The organism is Acidiphilium rubrum (genome assembly GCF_900156265.1).
In the GTDB taxonomy this organism is placed as follows: Bacteria; Pseudomonadota; Alphaproteobacteria; order Acetobacterales; family Acetobacteraceae; genus Acidiphilium; species Acidiphilium rubrum.
This window is the reverse complement of sequence record NZ_FTNE01000006.1, coordinates 159,610-181,058: the sequence shown is the minus strand read 5'-3', so window position 1 is coordinate 181,058 and position 21,449 is coordinate 159,610. Positions and strand designations below refer to the sequence as shown.

The 21,449-nt window shown below is 63.6% G+C and carries 20 protein-coding genes; 3 read left to right on the top strand and 17 right to left on the bottom strand.

Annotated features, from left to right (window positions below):
• Positions 1-5: 5 nt before the first annotated feature.
• Positions 6-1,145 carry a deoxyguanosinetriphosphate triphosphohydrolase gene (locus BW994_RS06790; RefSeq protein ID WP_029311255.1) on the bottom strand — a complete coding sequence of 380 codons (1,140 nt, stop codon included), beginning with the start codon at positions 1,143-1,145 and terminating at the stop codon, positions 6-8.
• A gap of 144 nt (positions 1,146-1,289) precedes the next feature.
• On the opposite strand from BW994_RS06790, the gene BW994_RS06785 reads away from it, so the two are divergent.
• The gene (locus BW994_RS06785) at positions 1,290-1,619 is read left to right on the top strand and encodes a HesB/IscA family protein (protein WP_035228496.1); all 330 of its coding nucleotides are present in this window, start codon (positions 1,290-1,292) and stop codon (positions 1,617-1,619) included.
• Between the two features lie 12 nt (positions 1,620-1,631).
• Positions 1,632-2,402: an exodeoxyribonuclease III gene (locus tag BW994_RS06780; RefSeq protein WP_029311257.1), complete on the top strand. Its 771-nt coding sequence runs from the start codon at positions 1,632-1,634 to the stop codon at positions 2,400-2,402.
• Positions 2,403-2,609: 207 nt separating this feature from the next.
• Here the strand turns inward: BW994_RS06780 and BW994_RS06775 are convergent, their stop codons facing one another.
• Together BW994_RS06775 and BW994_RS06770 are read right to left on the bottom strand one after the other, a co-directional pair.
• Positions 2,610-4,211 carry an NAD(P)/FAD-dependent oxidoreductase gene (locus tag BW994_RS06775; protein WP_029311258.1) on the bottom strand — a complete coding sequence of 534 codons (1,602 nt, stop codon included), beginning with the start codon at positions 4,209-4,211 and terminating at the stop codon, positions 2,610-2,612.
• A 9-nt stretch (positions 4,212-4,220) separates the two neighbouring features.
• Positions 4,221-4,418, bottom strand: a complete 198-nt coding sequence (locus BW994_RS06770; protein WP_029311259.1) for a hypothetical protein — start codon at positions 4,416-4,418, stop codon at positions 4,221-4,223.
• On the opposite strand from BW994_RS06770, the gene BW994_RS06765 reads away from it, so the two are divergent.
• On the top strand, positions 4,417-6,204 hold the full coding sequence (locus tag BW994_RS06765) for an ABC-F family ATP-binding cassette domain-containing protein (RefSeq protein WP_029311260.1): 1,788 nt from the start codon (positions 4,417-4,419) through the stop codon (positions 6,202-6,204). The genes BW994_RS06770 and BW994_RS06765 overlap by 2 nt on opposite strands.
• 130 nt (positions 6,205-6,334) lie before the next feature.
• Here the strand turns inward: BW994_RS06765 and BW994_RS06760 are convergent, their stop codons facing one another.
• From BW994_RS06760 to BW994_RS06695, 14 genes are all read right to left on the bottom strand, one after another.
• A complete protein-coding gene (locus BW994_RS06760; RefSeq protein ID WP_029311261.1) occupies positions 6,335-6,799 on the bottom strand; it encodes a phosphate-starvation-inducible PsiE family protein in 465 nt (154 codons plus the stop codon).
• Complete coding sequence (locus BW994_RS06755; protein ID WP_029311262.1) at positions 6,789-7,727, bottom strand: alpha/beta hydrolase; 939 nt, start codon at positions 7,725-7,727, stop codon at positions 6,789-6,791. The genes BW994_RS06760 and BW994_RS06755 overlap by 11 nt, the downstream gene beginning before the upstream one ends.
• A 17-nt stretch (positions 7,728-7,744) precedes the next feature.
• Positions 7,745-8,422 (bottom strand): ABC transporter ATP-binding protein, encoded by a 678-nt coding sequence (locus tag BW994_RS06750; protein ID WP_029311263.1) that lies wholly within the window; start codon positions 8,420-8,422, stop codon positions 7,745-7,747.
• Positions 8,415-9,662 carry a lipoprotein-releasing ABC transporter permease subunit gene (locus tag BW994_RS06745; RefSeq protein ID WP_029311264.1) on the bottom strand — a complete coding sequence of 416 codons (1,248 nt, stop codon included), beginning with the start codon at positions 9,660-9,662 and terminating at the stop codon, positions 8,415-8,417. The genes BW994_RS06750 and BW994_RS06745 overlap by 8 nt, the downstream gene beginning before the upstream one ends.
• Positions 9,662-10,975: a proline--tRNA ligase gene (gene proS, locus BW994_RS06740; protein WP_029311265.1), complete on the bottom strand. Its 1,314-nt coding sequence runs from the start codon at positions 10,973-10,975 to the stop codon at positions 9,662-9,664. The genes BW994_RS06745 and proS overlap by 1 nt, the downstream gene beginning before the upstream one ends.
• Positions 10,976-11,009: 34 nt before the next feature.
• Positions 11,010-12,104 carry an acyltransferase family protein gene (locus tag BW994_RS06735; RefSeq protein ID WP_029311266.1) on the bottom strand — a complete coding sequence of 365 codons (1,095 nt, stop codon included), beginning with the start codon at positions 12,102-12,104 and terminating at the stop codon, positions 11,010-11,012.
• A 248-nt stretch (positions 12,105-12,352) separates the two neighbouring features.
• Positions 12,353-14,017, bottom strand: a complete 1,665-nt coding sequence (locus BW994_RS06730) for a ribonuclease J (protein ID WP_029311267.1) — start codon at positions 14,015-14,017, stop codon at positions 12,353-12,355.
• 19 nt (positions 14,018-14,036) lie between these two features.
• Positions 14,037-14,837: a type III pantothenate kinase gene (locus tag BW994_RS06725; protein WP_029311268.1), complete on the bottom strand. Its 801-nt coding sequence runs from the start codon at positions 14,835-14,837 to the stop codon at positions 14,037-14,039.
• 22 nt (positions 14,838-14,859) lie between these two features.
• Complete coding sequence (locus tag BW994_RS06720; RefSeq protein ID WP_245594079.1) at positions 14,860-15,588, bottom strand: biotin--[acetyl-CoA-carboxylase] ligase; 729 nt, start codon at positions 15,586-15,588, stop codon at positions 14,860-14,862.
• Positions 15,585-17,021: an NADH-quinone oxidoreductase subunit NuoN gene (gene nuoN, locus BW994_RS06715; RefSeq protein ID WP_029311270.1), complete on the bottom strand. Its 1,437-nt coding sequence runs from the start codon at positions 17,019-17,021 to the stop codon at positions 15,585-15,587. Before nuoN ends, BW994_RS06720 begins: the two co-directional genes overlap by 4 nt.
• A gap of 8 nt (positions 17,022-17,029) precedes the next feature.
• The gene (locus tag BW994_RS06710) at positions 17,030-18,538 is read right to left on the bottom strand and encodes an NADH-quinone oxidoreductase subunit M (protein ID WP_029311271.1); all 1,509 of its coding nucleotides are present in this window, start codon (positions 18,536-18,538) and stop codon (positions 17,030-17,032) included.
• Between the two features lie 13 nt (positions 18,539-18,551).
• Positions 18,552-20,480 (bottom strand): NADH-quinone oxidoreductase subunit L, encoded by a 1,929-nt coding sequence (nuoL, locus tag BW994_RS06705; RefSeq protein ID WP_029311272.1) that lies wholly within the window; start codon positions 20,478-20,480, stop codon positions 18,552-18,554.
• Between the two features lies 1 nt (position 20,481).
• Complete coding sequence (gene nuoK, locus BW994_RS06700) at positions 20,482-20,790, bottom strand: NADH-quinone oxidoreductase subunit NuoK (RefSeq protein WP_029311273.1); 309 nt, start codon at positions 20,788-20,790, stop codon at positions 20,482-20,484.
• Entirely contained in the window at positions 20,787-21,446 is a 660-nt protein-coding gene (locus tag BW994_RS06695) for an NADH-quinone oxidoreductase subunit J (RefSeq protein WP_029311274.1), read from the bottom strand. The genes nuoK and BW994_RS06695 overlap by 4 nt, the downstream gene beginning before the upstream one ends.
• Positions 21,447-21,449 lie beyond the last annotated feature (3 nt).

The following is a 21,449-nucleotide window of genomic DNA, read 5'->3' as shown; positions in this document are numbered from 1 at the left end:
AACCTTCAGGCGGCAGCGGTGGGGTCGGTCAGGCGGCGATGCTCGTCGAGCGCGAAACGATCGGTCATGCCGGCAATGTAGTCGCGCACGGCGGCGGCCGTTGCCTCCGTGTGCGGCGCGGCGGCGCGATCGCGCCAGTCGTTGCGCAGCAGATCGGGACGATCGAGAAACAGGGTTGCCATGTCGCGCACTACACCCTCGACCTTGTGGGTCATGCGGTTGACCCGCCAATGGCGGTACATGCGGGCATACAGGAAGGTGCGGATCGCCTGGTTGGCCGCCGCGAGATCGGCCGCGAACCCAATCACCGGATGATCGGCGGCGCGGATATCATCGGCCGATGCCGGTTGCAGCGCGGCCAGGCGCCGGCGGCTTTCGGTCAGCGCGCCACCCACGAAGACGCCGATGGTCTGGCGCACCATATGGGCGCGGACGCGGCGCGGATCGCTGGTAAGGGCGCGCGCCTCGGCCAGCATGGCGCCGAGCACGGGCAGGGTTGCCAGATCGTCGATATCGAACAGGCCGGCGCGCAACCCATCGTCGATATCATGGGCGTGGTAGGCGATGTCGTCCGCCAGGGCAGCGACCTGCGCCTCGGCGGCGGCCTGGCGGCTCAGGTCGAGCTTGTAGCCCGCGTCGAACGCCGCGATATAGGCGGGCGGCGCCGACACCGGCCCGTTGTGCTTGGCGATGCCTTCGAGGGATTCCCACGTGAGGTTCAACCCATCGAACCCGGGATAGCGGCGTTCAAGCAAGGTCAGGCTGCGCAGGCTCTGGGCGTTGTGGTCGAACCCGCCATGGGCGGCGAGCGCGGTGTTCAACCCGGCCTCACCGGCATGGCCGAACGGCGGATGACCGAGGTCGTGCGCGAGGGCGAGGGTTTCGGTGAGGTCTTCATCCAGCGCGAGGCCACGGGCGATGCTGCGGGCGATCTGGGCGACTTCGAGGCTGTGGGTCAGGCGGGTGCGGTAGAAATCGCCCTCGTGGATAACGAAGACCTGGGTTTTGTATTGCAGCTTGCGGAAGGCGTTGGAGTGGAGCACGCGATCGCGGTCACGCTGAAAGGCGCTGCGGGTGGCGCTTTCGGGTTCGGGGAACTGGCGGCCGCGCGAGGCGGCGGCGTGGGAGGCGTAGGGCGCGAGCATGGGCGTGGCTTACAGGAGTGCGCGCTGCTCTCCAAGTCAGGGGATCACGGATGTGCAGGACGTCCGTTTTTTCGAAAAACAGCCTTGGCGATCGCGCTGGTCGGGACGGCGCGGCGCGCCTATATAGAGTGCATGAGCGAAACCATGGACCGATTCAAAATCAGCGACAGCGCGGCGGCGCGCATCGCCACCATCATGGCCGGCGAGGCTGGCGCGCTTGCGCTGCGAGTCGAAGTGCTGGCGGGCGGCTGCAACGGGTTTCAGTATAAATTCGACCTGACCGGCGCGATCGACGCCGAGGATTATTTGGTCGAGCGGGATGGCGCGAAAGTGGTGGTCGATCCGGCCAGCCTTGATCTGCTCGACGGCGCCGAACTCGACTACAAGGATACGCTGATGGGATCGTATTTCGCGGTGGGCAATCCGAATGCGAAGACCTCCTGCGGGTGCGGCACGTCTTTTTCGGTCGATTGAACCGGGGTTCCGATGAAGATTGCGACCTGGAACGTCAATTCGGTGCGGACCCGGGCGGCGCTGGTCGCCGATTTCCTGGCCCGGGAACAGCCAGACCTGCTGCTGATGCAGGAGATCAAATGTGAGGCGCATCAATTTCCGGGTGATGTGTTCGAGGCGGCGGGGTATCGAGCCGCAATCGTCGGGCAGAAATCGTATAACGGTGTCGCGGTGTTATCGCGCGAAGCGGTGGACATCCGCGAGCGCGCCCTGCCCGGTGAGGCGGAGGGTTCTGCCTCACGCTATATCGAGGTGGAGTTGCGCGACCTCATCGTGGGCAATCTTTATTTGCCGAACGGCAATTCCGGCGGTGACGAGGGGTTTCGCGCCAAGCTGGACTGGATGGGCAAGCTGCACGACCATGCGGCAGGGCTGCTCGATGCCGATCGTGATTTCATGCTGGCCGGCGATTATAATGTGTGCCCGACCGACGCCGATTACGCCAAGGGCGCGCTTGCCGCGACCGATGCGCTGGTTCGCCCGGAAAGCCGCGCGGCGTTTCGCGCGCTGATCTGGCTGGGGCTGACGGACGCGTTGCGCGCGCTACAGCCGACCGAGACGCTCTACACGTTCTGGGATTATCAGGCCGGCGCGTGGCAGCGGGACAGGGGATTGCGGATCGATCACGCGCTGGTATCGCCACGGGTGAGCGAGCGGCTGGAGTCGGTGGTGGTCGCGAAGGGGGAGCGCGATAAGGTGCAGCCTTCGGATCATGTGCCGGTGGTGGTGGTGATCGGGGGGTAATACTGTGTCGATCGCAAGACATAACGGTTCTGACCGCTCCCGATGCCTCTTAAACGCTAATTCTGAAGTAAAATAGTCCATTTCGCCTAAAGTCACAAAATCAAAATAGGACCTCCGCGACTTACTGCGGGCCGGACAAACGCTGTCATACCAAACTAAAGAAAGTTTTTTGCTTTTTTTTTTACAAAAAAGAAGCCTTCCCTGCCTTCAGTCACTTAGCCCTGACCCCGCACGCATCACCGCTTCGGCCGCGCGGATGCCGTCGACTCCGGCGGAGAGGATGCCGCCGGCGTAGCCGGCGCCTTCGCCGGCGGGGAACAGGCCGGGGGTGTTGAGGCTTTGGCCGTCTTTGCCGCGGGTGATGCGGATGGGGGCGGAGGTGCGGGTTTCGACGCCGGTGAGGATGGCGTCGGCGCGGTCGAAGCCGGGGATTTTTTTGGCGAAGTGGGGGATGGCTTCGCGGATGGCTTCGATGGCGTAGTCGGGCAGGCAGGCGGCGAGGTTGGTCAGGTGGACGCCGGGTTTGTAGCTGGGGGTGACATCGCCCAGGGTGGTTGAGGCGCGGTTGGCCAGGAAGTCGCCGACCAGTTGGCCGGGGGCGTGGTAGGTGCTGCCGCCGGCGATGTAGGCCTGGGATTCGAGGCTGCGCTGGAATGCCATGCCGGCGAGGATATCGCCGCCATCGGCGTTGGGATAATCGGCCGGGGTGATGCCGACGACGATGCCGGCGTTGGCGTTGCGTTCGTTGCGGGAATATTGGCTCATGCCGTTGGTGACGACGCGGCCGGGCTCGGAGGTGGCGGCGACGACGGTACCGCCGGGGCACATGCAGAAACTGTAGACGCTGCGGCCGTTGTTGGCGTGGTGGACCAGTTTGTAGTCGGCCGCGCCGAGGATTGGGTTGCCGGCGAAGCTGCCGTAGCGGGCGTGGTCGATCAGCGATTGCGGGTGCTCGATGCGAAAGCCGATCGAGAAGGGTTTCGGGTCGAGATGCACGGCGCTGTCGCGCAGCAGTTCGAAGGTGTCGCGCGCGGAGTGGCCGATGGCGAGGATGATGTGGTCGGCGGGGAGGGTTTCGCCGGATTCGAGCACGACGCCGCGGGCGCGGCGGGGGTTTTGGTCGATCAGCAGGCCGGTGACTTTGGCGCCGAAGCGGTATTCGCCGCCGAGGCGTTCGATGGTGGCGCGCATGGTCTCGACCATGCCGACCAGGCGGAAGGTGCCGATATGGGGGTGGGCGACATAGAGGATTTCGGGCGGGGCGCCGGCGGCGACGAATTCGGTGAGGACTTTGCGGCCGAGGTGGTTGGGGTCGCTGATCTGGCTGTAGAGCTTGCCGTCGGAGAAGGTTCCTGCCCCGCCCTCGCCGAATTGGACGTTGGATTCAGGGGTGAGGATGCCGCGCCGCCAGAGCGCCCAGGTATCCTTGGTGCGTTCGCGGACCAGTTTGCCGCGTTCGAGGATGATCGGGCGCAGGCCGGCCTGGGCCAGGATGAGGGCGGCGAAGATGCCGCAGGGGCCGGTGCCGATGATGATGGGTCTGGTTTTCGGGGTGTGGGCGTTGGGTGGTTTGTACGCGGTGTCCGGCGTGGGGCGGATATGGGTTTGCTGGGGGACCACGGCTTCGTCGTTCACGGTGGCATCGATCGTGTAGGTCAGGCGGATCGCGGATTTGCGGCGTGCATCGATCGCGCGGCGGAACACGGAGAAGTTGGTGAGTTTGGCGGGGGCGAGGCGTGCGGCGACGGCGGTGGCGAGGGCGGGCTCGTCATGGTCGAGCGGGAGGATGATTTCGGTGAGGCGGAGCATGGGTGGGGTTTAGAACGCCAGGTAGGGAAGCAGAAGGGAGGACTTCTTTTTTTGAAAAAAAAGCAGCAAAAAAACTCCTGTCACCGAGTCCACGCGGGTCAAACCACCGCGAACCAGACGCCAAAAAGTTTTTTGCTTCTTTTTTTCAAAAAAGAAGTGCTTCCCTTGCCTTGCCTTGCTCTCCCCGAATGGCCACAACGCGCCCATGGCCCCTCCCCTATTGGCGTTACAGAACATCCGGCTTTCGCTCGGCGCTTCGCCCTTGCTCGATGGGGCGGAGATTGGCGTGGGGGCGGGCGAGCGGATTTGTCTGGTCGGGCGGAACGGGTCGGGCAAGTCGACTTTGTTGAAGATCGCGGCCGATATGATCAGTGCCGATGGCGGGTCGCGGTTTCTGCAACCGGGGGCGACGTTGCGGTATCTGCCGCAGGAGCCGGATTTGTCGGCGTTTGCGACCGTGCTCGATTACGTGATGGATGGGCTGGATGCGGAGACCGATGGGCACCGGGCGCGGGGGTTGCTGGATCAGCTGGGGTTGAGCGGGGCGGAGACCACGGGGCGGCTTTCGGGCGGCGAGGCACGGCGGGCGGCGATTGCGAAGGTGCTGGCGCCGGCGCCGGATGTGCTGCTGCTCGATGAGCCGACCAATCATTTGGATCTGCCGGCGATCGAATGGCTAGAGGCGGAGTTGCGCGGGTCGCGGGCGGGGATTGTGCTGATCAGCCATGACCGGCGGTTGCTGGAGAAGGTGTCGCGCAGCATCGTCTGGCTGGATCGGGGGCGGACAAACCGGATCGATCGGGGGTTTTCGCATTTCGAGGCCTGGCGCGACGAGGTGTTCGAGCAGGAGGCGCGGGATGCGCAGAAGCTGGCCCGCGAGATTGTGCGCGAGGAAGACTGGATGCGCTATGGCGTGACCGCGCGGCGCAAGCGCAATGTGCGGCGGGTGGCGGAGTTGGCCGGGCTGCGGGAGAAGAAACGCGAGGAGAAGCGCGACACGCGCGAATTGCAGGTGAGTGCCAGTGCTGCCTCGCTTTCGGGCAAGATCGTGATGGATGCCAAGGCGATCGATAAATCGTTCGGCGATCAGGTGATCATTCGGGATTTGACGTTGCGGGTGTTGCGCGGGGATCGGTTGGGGATTGTCGGGCCGAACGGTGCGGGCAAGACCACGCTGCTGCGGTTGCTGACCGGGCAGGACCAGCCGGATGCGGGGAGTATCAAGATCGGGACCAATCTGGCGGTGGCGACGCTGGATCAGCAGCGGGCGGCGCTGGATCCGGCGCGGACGCTGGCGGATACGCTGACCGGAGGCAAGAGCGATCTGGTCGAGGTGGGCGGGGAATCGCGCCATGTGATCGGGTATATGAAGGATTTTCTATTCCGGCCGGAGCAGGCGCGCACGCCGGTGGGCACGCTTTCGGGCGGGGAGCGCGGGCGGTTGCTGCTGGCGGCGATTCTGGCGAAACCTTCGAATTTGCTGATCCTGGATGAGCCGACCAATGATTTGGATTTGGAGACGCTGGATATATTGCAGGACATGCTGAGCGATTATGCGGGGACGATTCTGCTGGTCAGCCATGATCGTGATTTTCTGGATCGGATTGCAACGTCGACCCTGGCGGCGGAAGGGGATGGGCGCTGGGTGGAGTATGCCGGCGGGTATTCGGACATGCTGGCGCAGCGGGGTGAGCGGGTGCGCGAGGCGGCGACGGTGCGCAAGGCGGGGCCGGTGGCGAAGCGGGTGAGCGAGAAGGCCGCGTTTTCGTTCAAGGATCGGCATCGGTTGAAGGCGCTGAACGAGGAGATTGCCGGGGTTCAGGGCAGAATCGATACGCTCGAGGCCACGTTTGCGGATACCGAGTTGTTCACCAAGCGGCCGGAGCAGTTTCAGGCGAATATGACGGCGCTGGCGGGGCTGCATGAGCGGATGGGGGTGCTGGAGGCGGAGTGGTTGGAGTTGGAGATGCGGCGGGAGAGTGTTGAGGGGTAAGAAAGGGAGGCTTCTTTTTTGTAAAAAAGAAGCAAAAAACTTTTTGACTCTGGGGCGGAGGCTGTGGCGAGTGAGCGCCTCGGACCAAACTAATAAAAGTTTTTTGGTTCTTTTTTACAAAAAAGAACTGCTACCCTTCCTTACTAAGCGCCGGAGACACCTTGATTGTAATACTCCGCGCAATCACCAAAACGATCACCAGAATACACAGTGCCACCAGATCGCGCGAGGAGAAGGTCTGAGCGTAGAGTTTGATCAGGATTTCGCGCAGGGAGAACACAATGGTGACGTCGAGCAGGGTCGAGAGGCGGATGCGGCGGGTGCGGGCGTAGTCCATGAAGGTGTTGAACAATTCGATCAGGATGACGACGTCGAGGATGCGTTCGACCAGGGTGCGGAGTTCGAAGGCATCGACGCTGGCGGGGCGTAGTTGGGGGAAGAGTTGGATGGTGGTGATGATGGCTTCGACGAAGGCAAAGCCGAGCGCGATCAGCATCAGCGGGATGACGCCGATGATCACCGCATCGACCGCGATATCGTAGCCGCGGAAGATCAGGGCGCGCCAGCGGTTGCGCGGTTTCGGCTCAGAGGCCACGGGCGGCCATGGCATCCGCGATTTCGTTGATCGCGTCGGTCGCTTCGGGGATGATGCGGCCCATGGTGATGAAGCCGTGGATCTGGCCGGGGAAGCGCTTGACGGTGACGGGCACGCCCGCGGCAATCAGCATGCGGGCGTAGTCTTCCGCCTCGTCGCGCAGCGGGTCGAACCCGGCGGTGATGATCAGCGTGGGGGGTAGGTTTTCATGGTGGGACGCGCGCATGGGTGAGGCGCGCCAATCCTGTTTGTCGGCTTCGGAGCGGAGGTAGTGGCCCCGGAAATAGAGCATGGAGGCGCGGGTGAGGCCGTAGCCTTCGGCGAAATCCTCGTGGCTCTGCGTGGTCATGGCGAGGGCGACGGAGGGGTAGATCAGGGCTTGCAGGGCGATGGCGGGGCCGTGATTGTCCCGCGCATCGACCGCGACGACGGCGGCGAGGTTGCCGCCGGCGCTGTCGCCGCCGACAACGAGGCGGTGCGGGTCGATGCCGAGATCGGGCGCGTTGCCCGCGATCCAGGATGTCGCATCGATCGAGTCTTCGACCGCGGCCGGGAATTTATGTTCCGGCCCCATGCGGTAATCGACCGAAATGACGACGGCGCCGGTACGCTGGGCAAGCTGGCGGCAGACGACATCATGGGTATCGAGATCGCCGATCACCCAGCCGCCGCCGTGGAAATAGACCAGGCCGGCGCGGGGGGCAGGGTTGGTGCCGTCACGGTACAGGCGCATCGGGATCGGGCCGGTGCGCCCCTGGGCCGAAAGGTCGCGCACCTCGGCCAGCGCCGGGGCTTCCGGGCTCAGGGCGAAGCGGGCGTTGCGGTAGGCGAGGCGCGCGTCTGCGGGGCTCAGCGTGTCGGTGGTGGGTGCGCCGGAAAGCCGGATCAGGTCGAGCACCATTGCGGCGCTGCGGTCGAGGTCTGCCATGATGTTTCCTCCGTCGGTTATGATGCGACCAGCAAACCTTCGCGCAGGACGACCACGCGGTCCATCCGTGCGGCGAGGTCGGGGTTGTGGGTGGCGATGAGGGCGGCGACGTTTTCGCTGCGCACCACGCGCAGCAATTCGCCGAACACGATGTCGGCGGTCGCGACATCGAGATTGCCGGTGGGTTCATCGGCCAGCAGGAGTTTGGGCGCGTTGGCCATGGCGCGCGCGATGGCGACGCGCTGGCGTTCGCCGCCGGAGAGTTTTCCGGGCAGATGATTGGCGCGGTTGGCAAGGCCGAAGGCTTCGAGCAGTTTCAGGCTGCGCGCTTCGGCGGCTTTGTTGGCAACGCCCGCGATCAACTGCGGAATGGCAATGTTTTCGAGCGCGGTGAATTCGGCGAGCAGATGGTGCGCCTGGTAGACGAAACCGATTTCATCACGCCTTAGCCTGGTCTTCTCGGAATCGGACAGGCGTGCGGTATCGATGCCGCCGATGCGGATGGTGCCGGAATCCGGGCTTTCGAGCAGGCCGGCGAGATGCAGCAGGGTTGATTTGCCCGAGCCGGAGGGCGCCACCAGGGCGACGATTTCGCCGCCTTGCAGCGTGAGGTCGGCACCGCGCAGAATGTGCAGATCCTCCCCCTCGCCGTGGAAGGTGCGAACGAGATGCGCGAGGTTGAGGATTTCACTCATGGCGCAGGGCCTCCACGGGGTCGGTGCGGGCGGCGCGCCAGCTTGGGTAGATGGTGGCGGCGAAGGACAGGGCGATGGCGAGGATGACCACCTCGATCACCTGGCGCCATTCGAGCTGCGCGGGGAGTGATTCCAGATAATAGACCGTGGGATTGAAGAGCTGGGTGCCGGTAATATTCTGGATGAACAGTCGGATCTGCTCGATATAGGCGCAGAATACCACGCCGAGGATGAACCCGATCGCGGTGCCGATGACACCGACCGACGCGCCGACCATGAAGAAGATGCGCAGCACCGAGCCGGACGACGCACCCATGGTGCGCAGAATGGCGATGTCGGCGGTTTTGTCCTTCACCATCATGATCATCGAGGACACGACGTTGAACACCGCAACGATGATGATCAGCGTCAGGATCAGGAACATGACGTTGCGTTCGACGTTGACCGCCGCGAAGAAGGCGTTGTTGCTGTCCTGCCAGTCGACGATGTTGACCGGGGTGCCGGACAGCACGCCGGGGATCGCCGCCTTGATCGGGCCATCCTTGTCCGGGTTCTTCACGAACAGCTGGATCTGGGTCGCGGCGTTCGGCGTGCGGAACAGGGTTTGCGCGGATTGCAATGGCAGGAAGACGAAGCTCGAATCGTATTGCGCCATGCCGGTCTGGAAAATGGCGCTGACGTGGAAGCTTTCGATGCGCGGAATCGTGCCGATGATGGTGGCGTTGCCCTGCGGCAGGACCAGGGTGATGGTGCCGCCGACCGCAATGCCGAGCTGGGTGCCGACGCCGGCACCGATCGCGATATCGTTACCCGAAAAATTGCTGAGCGAGCCGGCGACGATGTGACGCGACACGGTGCGCAGCTGGGCGATGCCCTGCGGTTGGATGCCGCGCGCCATGCCGCCGATGGCGCCGCCGTGCGGACCGGTCATCAGCACTTCGCCCTGCACGATCGGGATGGCGCTGATCACGCCGGGGATTTTCATCAGCTTGCCGGCCGCCGCATCGTACTGGCTGATGTTGCCGCCGGCGCCGTAGACGCCGACATCGCCGTTCAGCCCGAGGATCTGACCGAGGAGTTCCTGGCGGAAGCCGTTCATCACGCTCATCACGATGATCAGCGTGGCAACGCCGAGCGCGATGCCGATCAGTGAAAAAATCGCGATGATCGAGACGAAGCGCTCGCCCTTGCGGGCGCGCAGGTAACGAAACGCGATGCGGCGCTCGAAGGCACTGAACATCAGCCGCGCACTTTCGCCAGCGTGTCTTCGAGCGAGAGTTCGGCGCGTTCGCCGGTGCGGCGGCGCTTGAGTTCGACCATGCCGTTAGCGGCACCGCGCGGGCCAATGATGATCTGCCAGGGGTGGCCCATCAGATCAGCATCGGCGAATTTTTCGCCGGCGCGGGCGGGGCGATCGTCGTACAGGGCGGCGTCGCCGAGGCCGGCGTAAGCCTGTTCGCACAGCGCATCGGTAGTCGCATCGCCTTGGCGCAGGTTGAGGATGGCGGCGTGGAACGGGGCGACCGCGTCGGGCCAGATGATGCCGGCATCATCATGGCTGGCTTCGATGATCGCACCGGTGAGGCGGGATACGCCGATGCCGTAGCTGCCCATTTCGGGATGGATTTTTGCGCCGTCGGGGCCGACCACGGCGAAGCCCATTTTTTCGCTGTATTTGGTGCCGAAGTAGAAGATCTGGCCGATCTCGATGCCGCGGCCTTCGCGGCGGTCCGCTTCGGGGATGTTCGACCAGGCCACCGTGTCGTGTTTTTCATCGGTGGCGGCGTAGAGCGAGGTCATGTGATCGAAAAACGCGTCGAGGTCGGCTTGGTTTTCGTAGGAATAGGTGTCGTTGCCAAGGTCGATGGTTTCGAAGGCCTTGTCGTAGAACACGCCGCTTTCGCCGGTAGGGGCGAGGATGTGGAATTCGTGGCTGAGGTCGCCGCCGATCGGGCCGGTATCCGCGCGCATCGGGATGGCGCGCACGCCCATGTCGCGGAAGATGCGCATGTAGGAGAGCATCATGCGGCGATAGCTGGACACGGCGCTGGCATAGTCAAGATCGAAGCTGTAGCCGTCCTTCATGTAGAATTCGCGGCCGCGCAGGACGCCGAAGCGGGGGCGGACTTCGTCGCGGAACTTCCATTGGATTTGATAGAGCATCTGCGGCAGGTCACGGTATGACTGCACGCTGTCGCGCATGATCGCGGTGAGCATTTCCTCGTTGGTCGGGCCGTAGAGCATCTCACGGTCGTGGCGGTCGCGGATGCGGAGCATTTCTGGGCCGTAGGCATCGTAACGGCCGCTTTCGCGCCAGAGGTCGGCGGATTGGATGGTCGGCATCAGGATTTCCTGCGCGCCTGCCCGTGTCTGCTCGGCGCGGACGATGTTCGCGATATTGTGCAGCACCCGCAGCCCGGCCGGCAGCCAGGCGTAGATGCCGGAGGATTGCTGGCGGATAAGCCCGGCGCGCAGCATCAACCGATGCGAGACGATCTGCGCCTCGGCGGGGGTTTCCTTGATGGTGGGGATGAGCGAGCGGGAGAGGCGCATGCGATGTCCTGAACGAGTGTTGAAGCCCGTTCTCCTACAGCGGCACGGAGCCCTCGGCCAGAGCCTCGGCCCTTGCGGGGTCAAGCCGGCGGTTGAGCGCGACGCGGGCGGGCTTTTCGATCAGCAGATGCAGCACGATCCCAAGACCCAGCGTGAGCAGCGCGAGCACCGCGGTATAGGGCAACGGCGCATGGGCGGGCGCGATGGCGAGGCGGCGGAACAGTTGCGCGGTGACCAGTTCCGCCGGAGCGAAGCTCATATAGAAGGCATAGGACATGATGCCGAGCGCACGCAGCGGCTTGATGCGGCCAAGATAGGCGGTGCGCTCGGCGTCGCCCTGCATAGCGAAGCCGTAGATCATCAGCCAGAGGCCGAAGACGGTCGATGCATCGTGACCGGCCCAGGCGAAGCCAGCGGCCAGGGCGGCGCCGATCAGGCCGATCGTGATGCCGGAAGCTTCATCGGCCAGCATCGGTACGATGGTGACGGTTGCCATGCCGGCGATGAATTCGGGAAAGAAGCGCAGCATCGAAGCGGCGAAGGTGAGATTCAGGCCGTGATAGACAAAGGCCACCACGCATAGGATGAAAAAACACAGCGGCATGGCGGCGACGACGGCGAGATTGAAAAATATCGCAAGACTTGCGACCATAAACGGAAACAGCAGATAGCCCGCCCATTCCGTGCTGATCGACCAGGAGGGGTAGTTCCATGTCCAATGGTGCAGGCCGCCCCAGCTTTGGACCAGCGCCAGGTTTTCGATTAGCGCCAGGGTTCCGAACCGGTAGGGATGGCGCGGCGTGATGCCGATGGCGACACCACCGATGAAAATGGCACCGAGCAGCACGATGACCGCGAGGTGCACCGGGTAGAGCCGGGCGAGACGCTTGCCCCAGAAGTGCAGCAGCCCTTGCCTTGTGAGCGGAATTCTATTGTCCACCCGGGTGAGGATAAAACCCGAGAGGACAAAAAAACCATCGACGCCGAGATAACCGTGATGGATCACGGCACCGAGCGGTCCCAGCCAGCGGCTGAACTGCGCATGGAGGTTGGCGTGATAGGCGAACACCCAGAGCGCGAAGAGCGCGCGGCAGGCGGTCAGATCCGTCAATTCGCGTGTCTTGTTCATGTATTTGGATTATGGCCAGAAAAAAGCCCGCCGACCATAGGGCCAGCGGGCCAAGTTCAGGGAGGAAACGCCAGTCACACGGCAGAGTAAAGAACCAACCTTCACTCTATGACGCATGATGCATCGCAGCATCGCTCCCGTAAAGTTAAATCAGGGCGGATTATTCATAAAAAATGCACATCCAGACGATATTTGCATATTAAGTAGGCCGTTCAAAATTATGCAATCGTCAACCGCCTATTTTTCGATCACCCGACCTGAATGACGTGAACATCAACCATCGGGCGCTTGCCGAATCGGCGGCCGAGCACGCGACGCAAAGCAGCCTGGGCCGCTTCCTTGACCGACCCGCGATCGGTGCGGAGGCTGGCGGGAAGCTCCTCGAAACTCGCGACGAAATCGGCTTCCAGCGCACCGAGCGCGGTATCATCCGCCTCGAACAGACCGGGTGCGGTGATCTGGGCGCCGCCTTTGACGCGACCGGATTTATCGACCGCGATGCTGCCGACCACGACGCCGTTGAACATCATGCGCCGGCGGGCGGCCATCACGCCGCCCTGCATCGGGACCAGGCGATCACCATCGACCGCGAGGCGGCCGACCGGCACCGAATCGACGACTTCGGGTTCGCCCGGCCCGAGGCGGACGACATCGCCATCTTCCAGCAACAGCGTGCTAATGCCTTCGGCTTCGGCAAGGTCGGCCTGGGCGGCCATGTGGCGCCATTCACCATGGGTGGGGATGATGTATTTCGGACGGACCAGACGATACAGCCGTCGGAGTTCATCGCGCGCCGGATGGCCCGACACATGCACCATATGATCGTCCGCGGTCATGACATTGACGCCGGCGCGGACCAGATCGTCCTGCACCGCGCCGATCGCGCGTTCGTTGCCGGGGATCTGGCGCGAGGAGAAAATCACGGTATCGCCCTCGCCCAGCGCGATGTTGCGATGGGTATCGGCCGCGATCCGGGCGAGTGCCGAGCGTTTTTCGCCCTGGCTACCGGTGGCGAGGATGAGCAGATTGTCGTCGGGGATACGGCCGGCTTCGTCCTCGGGCACGAAATCGGGCAGGTCCTGCAGGTAGCCGACTTCCTGAGCCGCCTCGACATATTTGGCGAGGCTACGGCCGACCAGCGCCACATGGCGATCGGCCGCCAGGGCGGCTTTCACCACGGTGTCGATCCGGGCGATGTTGCTGGAGAAGCAGGTGACGACCACCCTGCCCTTCAGCCCGGCGATCAGCGCGGTCATGCTTTTGCGCACGGTGGCTTCGGAGCCGGAATGGCCTTCGACCTGGGCGTTGGTGCTGTCCGAAATCATCGCCAGCACGCCCTTGTCGCCTAGCGCCTGCAGGGCGGCTTCATCGGTCGGCGGGCCGACCAGGGGTTCAGGATCGAGTTTCCAGTCGCCGGTGTGCAGGATGGTGCCGAGGCGTGTGGTGATGGCCAGTGCCTGGGCTTCCGGCGTGGAGTGCGCCATGCGGATGTATTGCAGCGAGAACGGCGCAATCTCGAAGCCAGTGCCCGGCTTGATTTCGTGGATCTGCACCGTGCGCAGCAGCCCGGCTTCGCTCAGGCGATAGCGGATCAACGCGGCGGTGAACGGCGTCGCATAGATCGGGCAGCGCAGACTGTCCCAGATGCGGGCGATGCCGCCGATATGGTCTTCATGGGCATGGGTGATCACGAGGCCGCGGATGCGCTCGCGATTGGCTTTCAGGAACGCGGGATCGGGGACCAGCAGCTCGGCTTCCGGCGCTTCGGGCCCTGCGAAGCCCATGCCGCAATCGACCACGAGCAAGGCATCGTCGAGCCCGTAGACGTTCAGGTTCATGCCGATCTCGCCGGTGCCGCCGAGCGGTGTGAAGGTCAGGCCCGACGTGATCTGGCCTTTGGAAGTTTGGTTCATTCGTATCGATCTTTCATCATCAGTCGTTGTCAGGTTCGCGGTTGCGCAATGGCGGGGCGGGGTTGCGCAGGCTGAGCAGGCGCAACCCTTCAAGGGTCAAATCAGGGTCGGTGCGTTCGATGCGGGGGCTGCCCTCGGCAATGAGCGGGGCGAGGCCACCGGTCGCGATGGTTTTCATGGGTCGGCCGTATTCGGCTTCGATCCGCGTGATCAGGCCTTCGACCAGACCCACGTAGCCCCAATAGATGCCCGACCGCATGGCCGGGATGGTCGATGTGCCGATCACCCGCTGCGGCCGGCCGATGCCGATGCGCGGCAGGCGGGCGGCTGCCTGGTGCAGGGCTTCGACCGAGAGGTTGATGCCCGGCGCGATGGCGCCGCCGATATAGGCGCCGGATGCGTCTACCACGTCGAACGTGGTTGCCGTGCCGAAATCAACCACGATCAACGGGCCGCCATAGGTCTGGTGGGCGGCGAGCGCGTTCAGCAGACGATCGGCGCCGACTTCGTTCGGGTTATCCACCGCAATCGTGAACCCCCAATCGAGCCCGGCGCTGGCGATCAGCGGCTCGATGCCGAACCAGTCGCGGCAGAGCCGGCGCAGGTGATAGAGTGCGGCCGGCACCACGGTGCCGATGATTGCCCGGCTCAGATCGGCGATGGCGATACCATTGCGCTCCAACAGGAAGCCGAGCCAGACGCCGTATTCATCGGAGGTGCGTTGCGCATCGGTTGCGATGCGCCAGGTGCCGCGCCAAGCGATGCCGTCGTGCACAGCAAACACGATATTGGTATTCCCGGCATCGATTACCAGTTTCATGCGGTTTGGCTCTCGCTATGCGTCACAACAGGGCGACATCGCCGCTGCGGATGATTGTGACCTGCTCGCCCTGCGCGAGCAACAGACTGCCATCCTCCGCAAGCCCGGCGAAGCGCCCGGTGATGCGCCCGCCATCGATCGCGAGCGCCGCACCGATCGGGTGGGCGCGGCGCAGCCAGGATGCCCGGAGGGTCGCGCCGGCATCGGCGATCAAACTGTGCTGCCAATGATCGATCCGCGTGCAAAGGGCGGTTGCGAGATGATTCGGGGCGACGCGGAGGCCGAGCGCTGCGAGGCTGGTGGTGGCACGGCCGGGGATTTCGGGGGCGAAGACCAGATTGGCGCCGAAGCCGATGGTCAGCGTGGCGATCCGGCCGGACTCGATCGTGGCATCAAGGAGGATGCCGGCGAGTTTGGCGGTGCCGGCGGTAATGTCGTTCGGCCATTTCAGGCGGAGTGCGGCGTCGGTACCGCTGGATTGCTCGATCGCTTCGAGCAGCGACAGTCCAGCCATCAGTGCGAACAGACCGCCCTCGGCGGCGGGGATGCCGGGGCGGAGCAGGGCCGAGGCGTAGAAATTGCCGGGCGGCGAAGACCACACGCGCCCTGCCCGGCCGCGCCCGGCAGTCTGGCTTGCCGCGATGATCAGCAGGCGATCGGCTTCGCCGGCGCGGGCGCGTTCGGCGCAGAGATCAGAGGTTGAGGCGAGCGTTTCGAATTGTTCGATCCGCCACGGGGCAAATGGCGTCAAAATCCCTGGCTCGGAAACAAGGCATGGGCCGCCAGCGACGAGACGGTGGAGAGCGGCGACGGGTAGAATACGAACAGCACCGTTGCGATCGCGCTGACGCCGATGACGAGGTTGATACCGGCGGTGCGCTTATCGAAGCCGGGCGAGCCGGCATCGAAATACATCACCTTGATGACACGCAGATAATAGAAAGCGGCGATGACGCTGGTGATGATGCCGATGACCGCGAGCACGTTCAGATGCGCATCGATCGCGGCGGCGAAGACATAGAACTTGCCGAAAAATCCCGAAAGCGGCGGGATGCCCGCCATCGACCACATCATGATCGCGAGGACCAGAGCATAGCGGCCATCTTCGCTGGCCATGCCGGCGAGATCGGCGATGCGTTCCACCGGGCGGCCCTTGCGCGACATCGCGATGATGCAGCCGAAGGTGCCGAGCGACATGACGACATAAATTGCCAGATAAATCAGCGTGGCGCGCACGCCGATCAGCGAGCCGGCGGCGAGGCCCATCAGCGCGTAACCCATATGGCCGATCGAAGAATAGGCCATCAGGCGCTTGATGTTGCTCTGGCCGATCGCGCCGAGCGCGCCGATGATCATGGAGGCGGCGGCAAGGATCTGCACCAGATCCTGCCATTGCGCGAACAGCGGTGCGAACGGGCCGAGCATCACCCGCAGCAGCAGCGCGAATACCGCGACTTTCGGCGCGGTCGCGAAAAACGCGGTAACCGAACTGGGCGCGCCTTCATAGACATCGGGCGTCCACATGTGAAACGGCGCCGCCGATATCTTGAAGCCGAGCCCGACCAGGACGAACACGATGCCGATCGTGGAACCAAGCGAGGCGCTGGCGCTGCCGGTAAAGGCCCGCGCAATGCCGGTGAATTCGGTGGTGCCGGAAAACCCATAGACCAGCGAAATGCCGTATAGCAGGATGCCCGACGAGAGCGCGCCCAGGATGAAGTATTTCAGACCGGCTTCCGATGAACGCAGATTATACCGCGCGAAGGCCGCCAGCACGTAGAGTGCCAGCGACATCAGTTCGAAGCCGAGATAGAGGGTGAGTAGATCGCCCGCCGAGATCAGCACGACCATGCCGATGACCGCGAAGACGATCAGCACCGGGTACTCGAACCGCGTGATGCCGGTGCGCTGGTTGAACGCGACAGAGAGCGACAATGCGCCGGCGGCCCCCATCAACACCAGCAGATCGGCAAAGCGGGTGAAATCGTTGGTGATGAACAGACCATGGAAAATCGTGCCATCCGGGGCCGCGAACATCAGGCGCGCGGTGATGGCGAACAGCACGATCGCCGCACCGGTGATCGCGAAACTATGGTCGCGCCGGCTGAACACGCCCGACATCAACATGATCATGGCGGCGAGCGCGAGAAACAGGATAGGGAGCATCGTATCGAAAATCGTCATCGGGGCGCTCATGGTTTGGCCATCGCGAGATGGGACAGGGGCGACATGGCAGCGACATGCGCATGCACCAGATCGGTCACTGCCGTGTGAAACGCCGTCGTCAGGCCGCTCGGAATGAATCCGAGGCCGAGCACCAGGATCGCGAGCGGCGCCAGCATGAGCCATTCCTTCGCCGACAGATCGCTCATCACCGCATTCGCGATGCTGCGGGCATGGTCGAACAACACGCGGCGGACCATGACCAGCATATACATCACGCTCAGGATCATGCCGGTGCCGGTAAGGAAGGCGACCCAGAAATTGATCTGGATGGCGCCGATCATCACCAGGATTTCACCAACGAAGCCGGATGTGCCGGGCAGGCCGACATTGGCCATCACGAAGAACATCAGGAACGCGGCAAAGACCGGCATGCGGGTGGCAAGCCCGCCCAACTGGTCGAGCCGCAGCGAATGGCCGCGCGCCAGCAAAATGCCGACGCAGAGGAACAGGGCGGCGATCACCAGCCCGTGCGAGACCATCTGAAACAGCGCGCCTTCGATGCCGATGACGGTAAAGGTGAAAATGCCGACGATGATGAGCCCCATATGGGCGACCGAGGAATAGGCGATCATGCGTTTCATATCGGTCTGCGCCAGGGCGGCGAAGGAGATGTAGATAACCCCCATGATGCCGAGGGCGAACATCAGCGGCGCGAAATAGGCCGAGGCCTGCGGCAGCATCGGCAGCGAGAAGCGCAGGAAGCCGTAGGCGCCCATTTTCGAGAGTACCGCGGCGAGCATGATGGTGCCGGGCAGCGGCGCTTCGCCATAGGCATCGGGCAGCCAGGTGTGCAGCGGCCAGACCGCGGCCTTGACGCCGAACGAGGCAAGGAATGCGATGAACAGCCAATCCTGGATATGCGGCGGGATCGGCGTGTGCATCAGCGTGATCATGTCGGTGGTGCCGGCGTGATGCCACATCCACACCAGCGCCAGCAGCATCGGCAACGAGCCGGCGAGCGTGAAGATGAAAAACTTGATCGCGGCATGGATGCGCCGCTCGCCGCCCCAGACGCCGATGATCAGATACATCGGGATCAGCACGGCTTCGAAGAAGATATAGAACATCAGGAAGTCGAGTGCCGAGAACATGCCGATCGTCATGGTCTCCAGCAACAGAAAGGCAGCCATGTAGTCACGCACCCGGCGCGTTTCGCGCCAGCTTGCCAGTATCGCGATCGGTGTCAGCAGGGCGCTGAGGGCGACGAAGAACAGGCTGATGCCATCGAGGCCGAGCCGGTAGGCGATATGGAATTGCGGAATCCATGCGGCGGTTTCGGTGAACTGGAACCCGTGGATGCCCGGGTTGAAATCAACCAGCGTGATAGCAGCCAGAATCAGGACGATCAGGCTGGTCCAGAGCGCGATCCAGCGCGCATTGCGCGCGCTGGCGGCGTCGCTGCCCTGGGGGATGAACATCAGCGCCGCACCGATCAGCGGCAGCCAGATCATCAGCGATAGGATGGGAAAGCTCATCATTTCGATCTCCTCACCGCGCCAGCAGGAACACGGTGACCAGCACCATCAGGCCGATCAGCATGATGAAGCCGTAAATCGCGATCGAGCCGCTTTGCAGGCGCACCGCCTGTCCCGATGCCTCGCTGGTCAGTCGCGCGAGGCCGGAGGGCACGCCGTCGATCACCTCGTCATCACCGACGCGCCAGATCAGGCGGGCCAGCCGCAGCGCGGGGCGGACGAACATCGCATCATAGGCTTCATCGAAATACCATTTGTGGAGGAGGAATTGGTACAGCCCGGGCATCGCGTTCGCGAGCTTGCCGGGCATGGCGGGGCTGAGTTCGTAGAACCAATAGGCAACGCCGATGCCCGCGATGGCGAGCAGCAGCGGCAGTTCGGCACCCCACGCGGGAATGCCATCGAGCGCGTGCATCACGGCGGCGTGGTGAGGCTCGGCGATGCTGGTGCCCCAGAAGGCGACGAACGCCTTGCCGATGAAGCGGGGCGCGAGCAGAAAGCCGCTGGCCAGCGCGCCGATTGCGAGCACCACCAGCGGTGCCAGCATCACGGCCGGGCTTTCATGGGCGTGGGCCATGGTATCGGCCGGGCCGCGCGGTTTGCCGTGAAACACCAGCAGCATCAGCCGCACGATATAGAAGGCGGTCAGCCCGGCGCCGAGCGAGCCGGCGAGCCAGGCGAACAACGAGGTTGAGGTATGCTCGGCAAAGGCGGCGGCAAGAATGGCATCCTTCGAGAAGAACCCCGAGAACGGCGGAATCGCGGCCAGGGCCAATGAGCCGAACCACATGGTGACATAGGTGATCGGCAGCGTGCGCCACAGGCCGCCCATTTTGCGCACGTCCTGCTCATCGGCCAGCGCATGGATCACCGAACCGGCGCCGAGGAACAGCAGCGCCTTGAAGAAGGCGTGGTTGATCAGGTGAAACATCGCCGCCGGGGCCGCGCCGACGCCAACCGCGATGAACATGTAACCGAGCTGCGAACAGGTCGAATAGGCGATGATGCGCTTGATGTCGTTCTGCACGCAGCCGATCGTCGCGGCAAAAAACGCGGTGGCGGCACCGATGATGGTGATCACCTGCAGGGCAACCGGTGCGGCATCGATCAGCGGCGTCATCCGCACGGTCATGAACACGCCGGCGGTGACCATCGTGGCGGCATGGATCAGCGCGGAAATCGGCGTCGGGCCCTCCATCGCATCGGCGAGCCAGGTGTGCAGGAACAACTGGGCGGATTTGCCCATGGCCCCGATGAACAGCAGGATCGCGATGACTTCGAGCACCGGCAGATCGGCACCGAACAGATGATACGTCGCACTGCGCGCCTGCGGCACCGCGGCGAAGATCGTATCGAAACTGACGCTGTGGAATTGCAGCCAGGTGAGCGCGATGCCGACCGCAAAGAACAGATCACCGACGCGGTTGACGATGAACGCCTTGATCGCGGCCGCATTGGCGGCGGCACGGTCGTACCAGTAGCCGATCAACAGATAGGACATCAGGCCCACACCTTCCCAGCCGAAGAACAGTTGGACCAGGTTGTTGGCGGTGACCAGCATCAGCATGGCGAAGGTGAACAGCGAGATATAGACGAAAAAGCGCGGCTCGGTGCGATCGTGCGCCATGTAGCCGACGCTATAGATATGGATCAGCGCGGACACCACCGTGACCATGCCGACCATCACCAGCGACAGCGTATCCTGGCGCAGCGCCCAGTGCGGGGTGAACTGGGCGACGTTTATCCAGGTGCCGAGCATCACCAGATGATCCGGCAGGTGCAGCACGAGATGGCGATAATCGGTGATGATGCCGGCCGCGGCGGCGATGATCAGGGAAACGACGCTGGCGCCGACGGCCAGCGTGCGGCCGGCGAAGGGGCGGAACAGGGCGGCGAGCAAGGCGCCGGCGAGCGGGGCCAGAACGGCAATGGCGGTGAACATATCAGCCCTTCATCAACGTGACGTCTTCGACCTCGATCGAGCCGCGATTGCGGAAATATACGACCACGATGGCAAGGCCGATCGCCGCCTCGGCCGCCGCGACCGAGAGCACGAACATGGTGAACACCTGGCCCATCATGTCGTGCAACGCGGCCGAAAACGCGACGAAATTGATGTTGGCCGCCAGCAGGATCAACTCGATCGACATCATGATGACGATGACGTTCTTGCGGTTCAGGAAAATCCCGAAAATACCGATGATCAGCAACAGGCCGGCGACGACCAGATAATGCGCGAGGCCGATGCTCATTGCGCGGTCTCCTTGTCGGGTTCGGCTTTGGTCGCGGCCGGCGTGATCTGGCGCGAACCATCGCCGAGTTTCATGTTCACCATGGTCAGGGTCTGCGCGATCGTGCGATCGTGCTGGCTGTGGATGTTCTGACGGCGCGGGCCGCGCCGATCGGTATGGGTCAGCACGATGGCACCAACCATGGCGACCAGCAGCAGCAGCGCGACCAGTTCGAAGGCGAACATGTAGCGCGTATAGATCAGGTTGCCGATTGCGTTGGTGTTGGCAAGATGTTCGGGGGTGGGCACCAACGCCGCCAGATGTGCCGCCGGGGCGATGGTCCAGTTGACCGCGGTCAGCCCGATTTCGACCATCAGGATGAAGCCGATGGTCAGGCCGAGCGGTGCGTAGCGCTGGAAGCCTTCGCGCAGGGCGGCGAAATCGACATCCAGCATCATCACGACGAACAGGAACAGCACCGCGACCGCGCCGACATAGACGATGACCAAGACCATCGCGAGGAATTCTGCACCGGCCAACACGAACAGGGCGGCGGCGTTGATGAACGCAAGGATCAGGAACAGAACCGAATGCACCGGGTTGCGCGCGGTAATCACCATGCAGGCGGAGGCGAGCAGAATGGCCGCGAACACGTAAAAAGCGATGGCGGAGATCATGCG

Coding starts and splice junctions, on each gene's coding strand:
- BW994_RS06790 (WP_029311255.1), bottom strand. CDS start 1,145: ATGCTCGCGCCCTACGCCTCCCACGCCGCCGCCTCGCGCGGCCGCCAG.
- BW994_RS06785 (WP_035228496.1), top strand. CDS start 1,290: ATGGACCGATTCAAAATCAGCGACAGCGCGGCGGCGCGCATCGCCACC.
- BW994_RS06780 (WP_029311257.1), top strand. CDS start 1,632: ATGAAGATTGCGACCTGGAACGTCAATTCGGTGCGGACCCGGGCGGCG.
- BW994_RS06775 (WP_029311258.1), bottom strand. CDS start 4,211: ATGCTCCGCCTCACCGAAATCATCCTCCCGCTCGACCATGACGAGCCC.
- BW994_RS06765 (WP_029311260.1), top strand. CDS start 4,417: ATGGCCCCTCCCCTATTGGCGTTACAGAACATCCGGCTTTCGCTCGGC.
- BW994_RS06770 (WP_029311259.1), bottom strand. CDS start 4,418: ATGGGCGCGTTGTGGCCATTCGGGGAGAGCAAGGCAAGGCAAGGGAAG.
- BW994_RS06755 (WP_029311262.1), bottom strand. CDS start 7,727: ATGGCAGACCTCGACCGCAGCGCCGCAATGGTGCTCGACCTGATCCGG.
- BW994_RS06750 (WP_029311263.1), bottom strand. CDS start 8,422: ATGAGTGAAATCCTCAACCTCGCGCATCTCGTTCGCACCTTCCACGGC.
- BW994_RS06745 (WP_029311264.1), bottom strand. CDS start 9,662: ATGTTCAGTGCCTTCGAGCGCCGCATCGCGTTTCGTTACCTGCGCGCC.
- proS (WP_029311265.1), bottom strand. CDS start 10,975: ATGCGCCTCTCCCGCTCGCTCATCCCCACCATCAAGGAAACCCCCGCC.
- BW994_RS06735 (WP_029311266.1), bottom strand. CDS start 12,104: ATGAACAAGACACGCGAATTGACGGATCTGACCGCCTGCCGCGCGCTC.
- BW994_RS06730 (WP_029311267.1), bottom strand. CDS start 14,017: ATGAACCAAACTTCCAAAGGCCAGATCACGTCGGGCCTGACCTTCACA.
- BW994_RS06725 (WP_029311268.1), bottom strand. CDS start 14,837: ATGAAACTGGTAATCGATGCCGGGAATACCAATATCGTGTTTGCTGTG.
- nuoN (WP_029311270.1), bottom strand. CDS start 17,021: ATGACGATTTTCGATACGATGCTCCCTATCCTGTTTCTCGCGCTCGCC.
- BW994_RS06710 (WP_029311271.1), bottom strand. CDS start 18,538: ATGAGCTTTCCCATCCTATCGCTGATGATCTGGCTGCCGCTGATCGGT.
- nuoL (WP_029311272.1), bottom strand. CDS start 20,480: ATGTTCACCGCCATTGCCGTTCTGGCCCCGCTCGCCGGCGCCTTGCTC.
- nuoK (WP_029311273.1), bottom strand. CDS start 20,790: ATGAGCATCGGCCTCGCGCATTATCTGGTCGTCGCCGGCCTGTTGCTG.
- BW994_RS06695 (WP_029311274.1), bottom strand. CDS start 21,446: ATGATCTCCGCCATCGCTTTTTACGTGTTCGCGGCCATTCTGCTCGCC.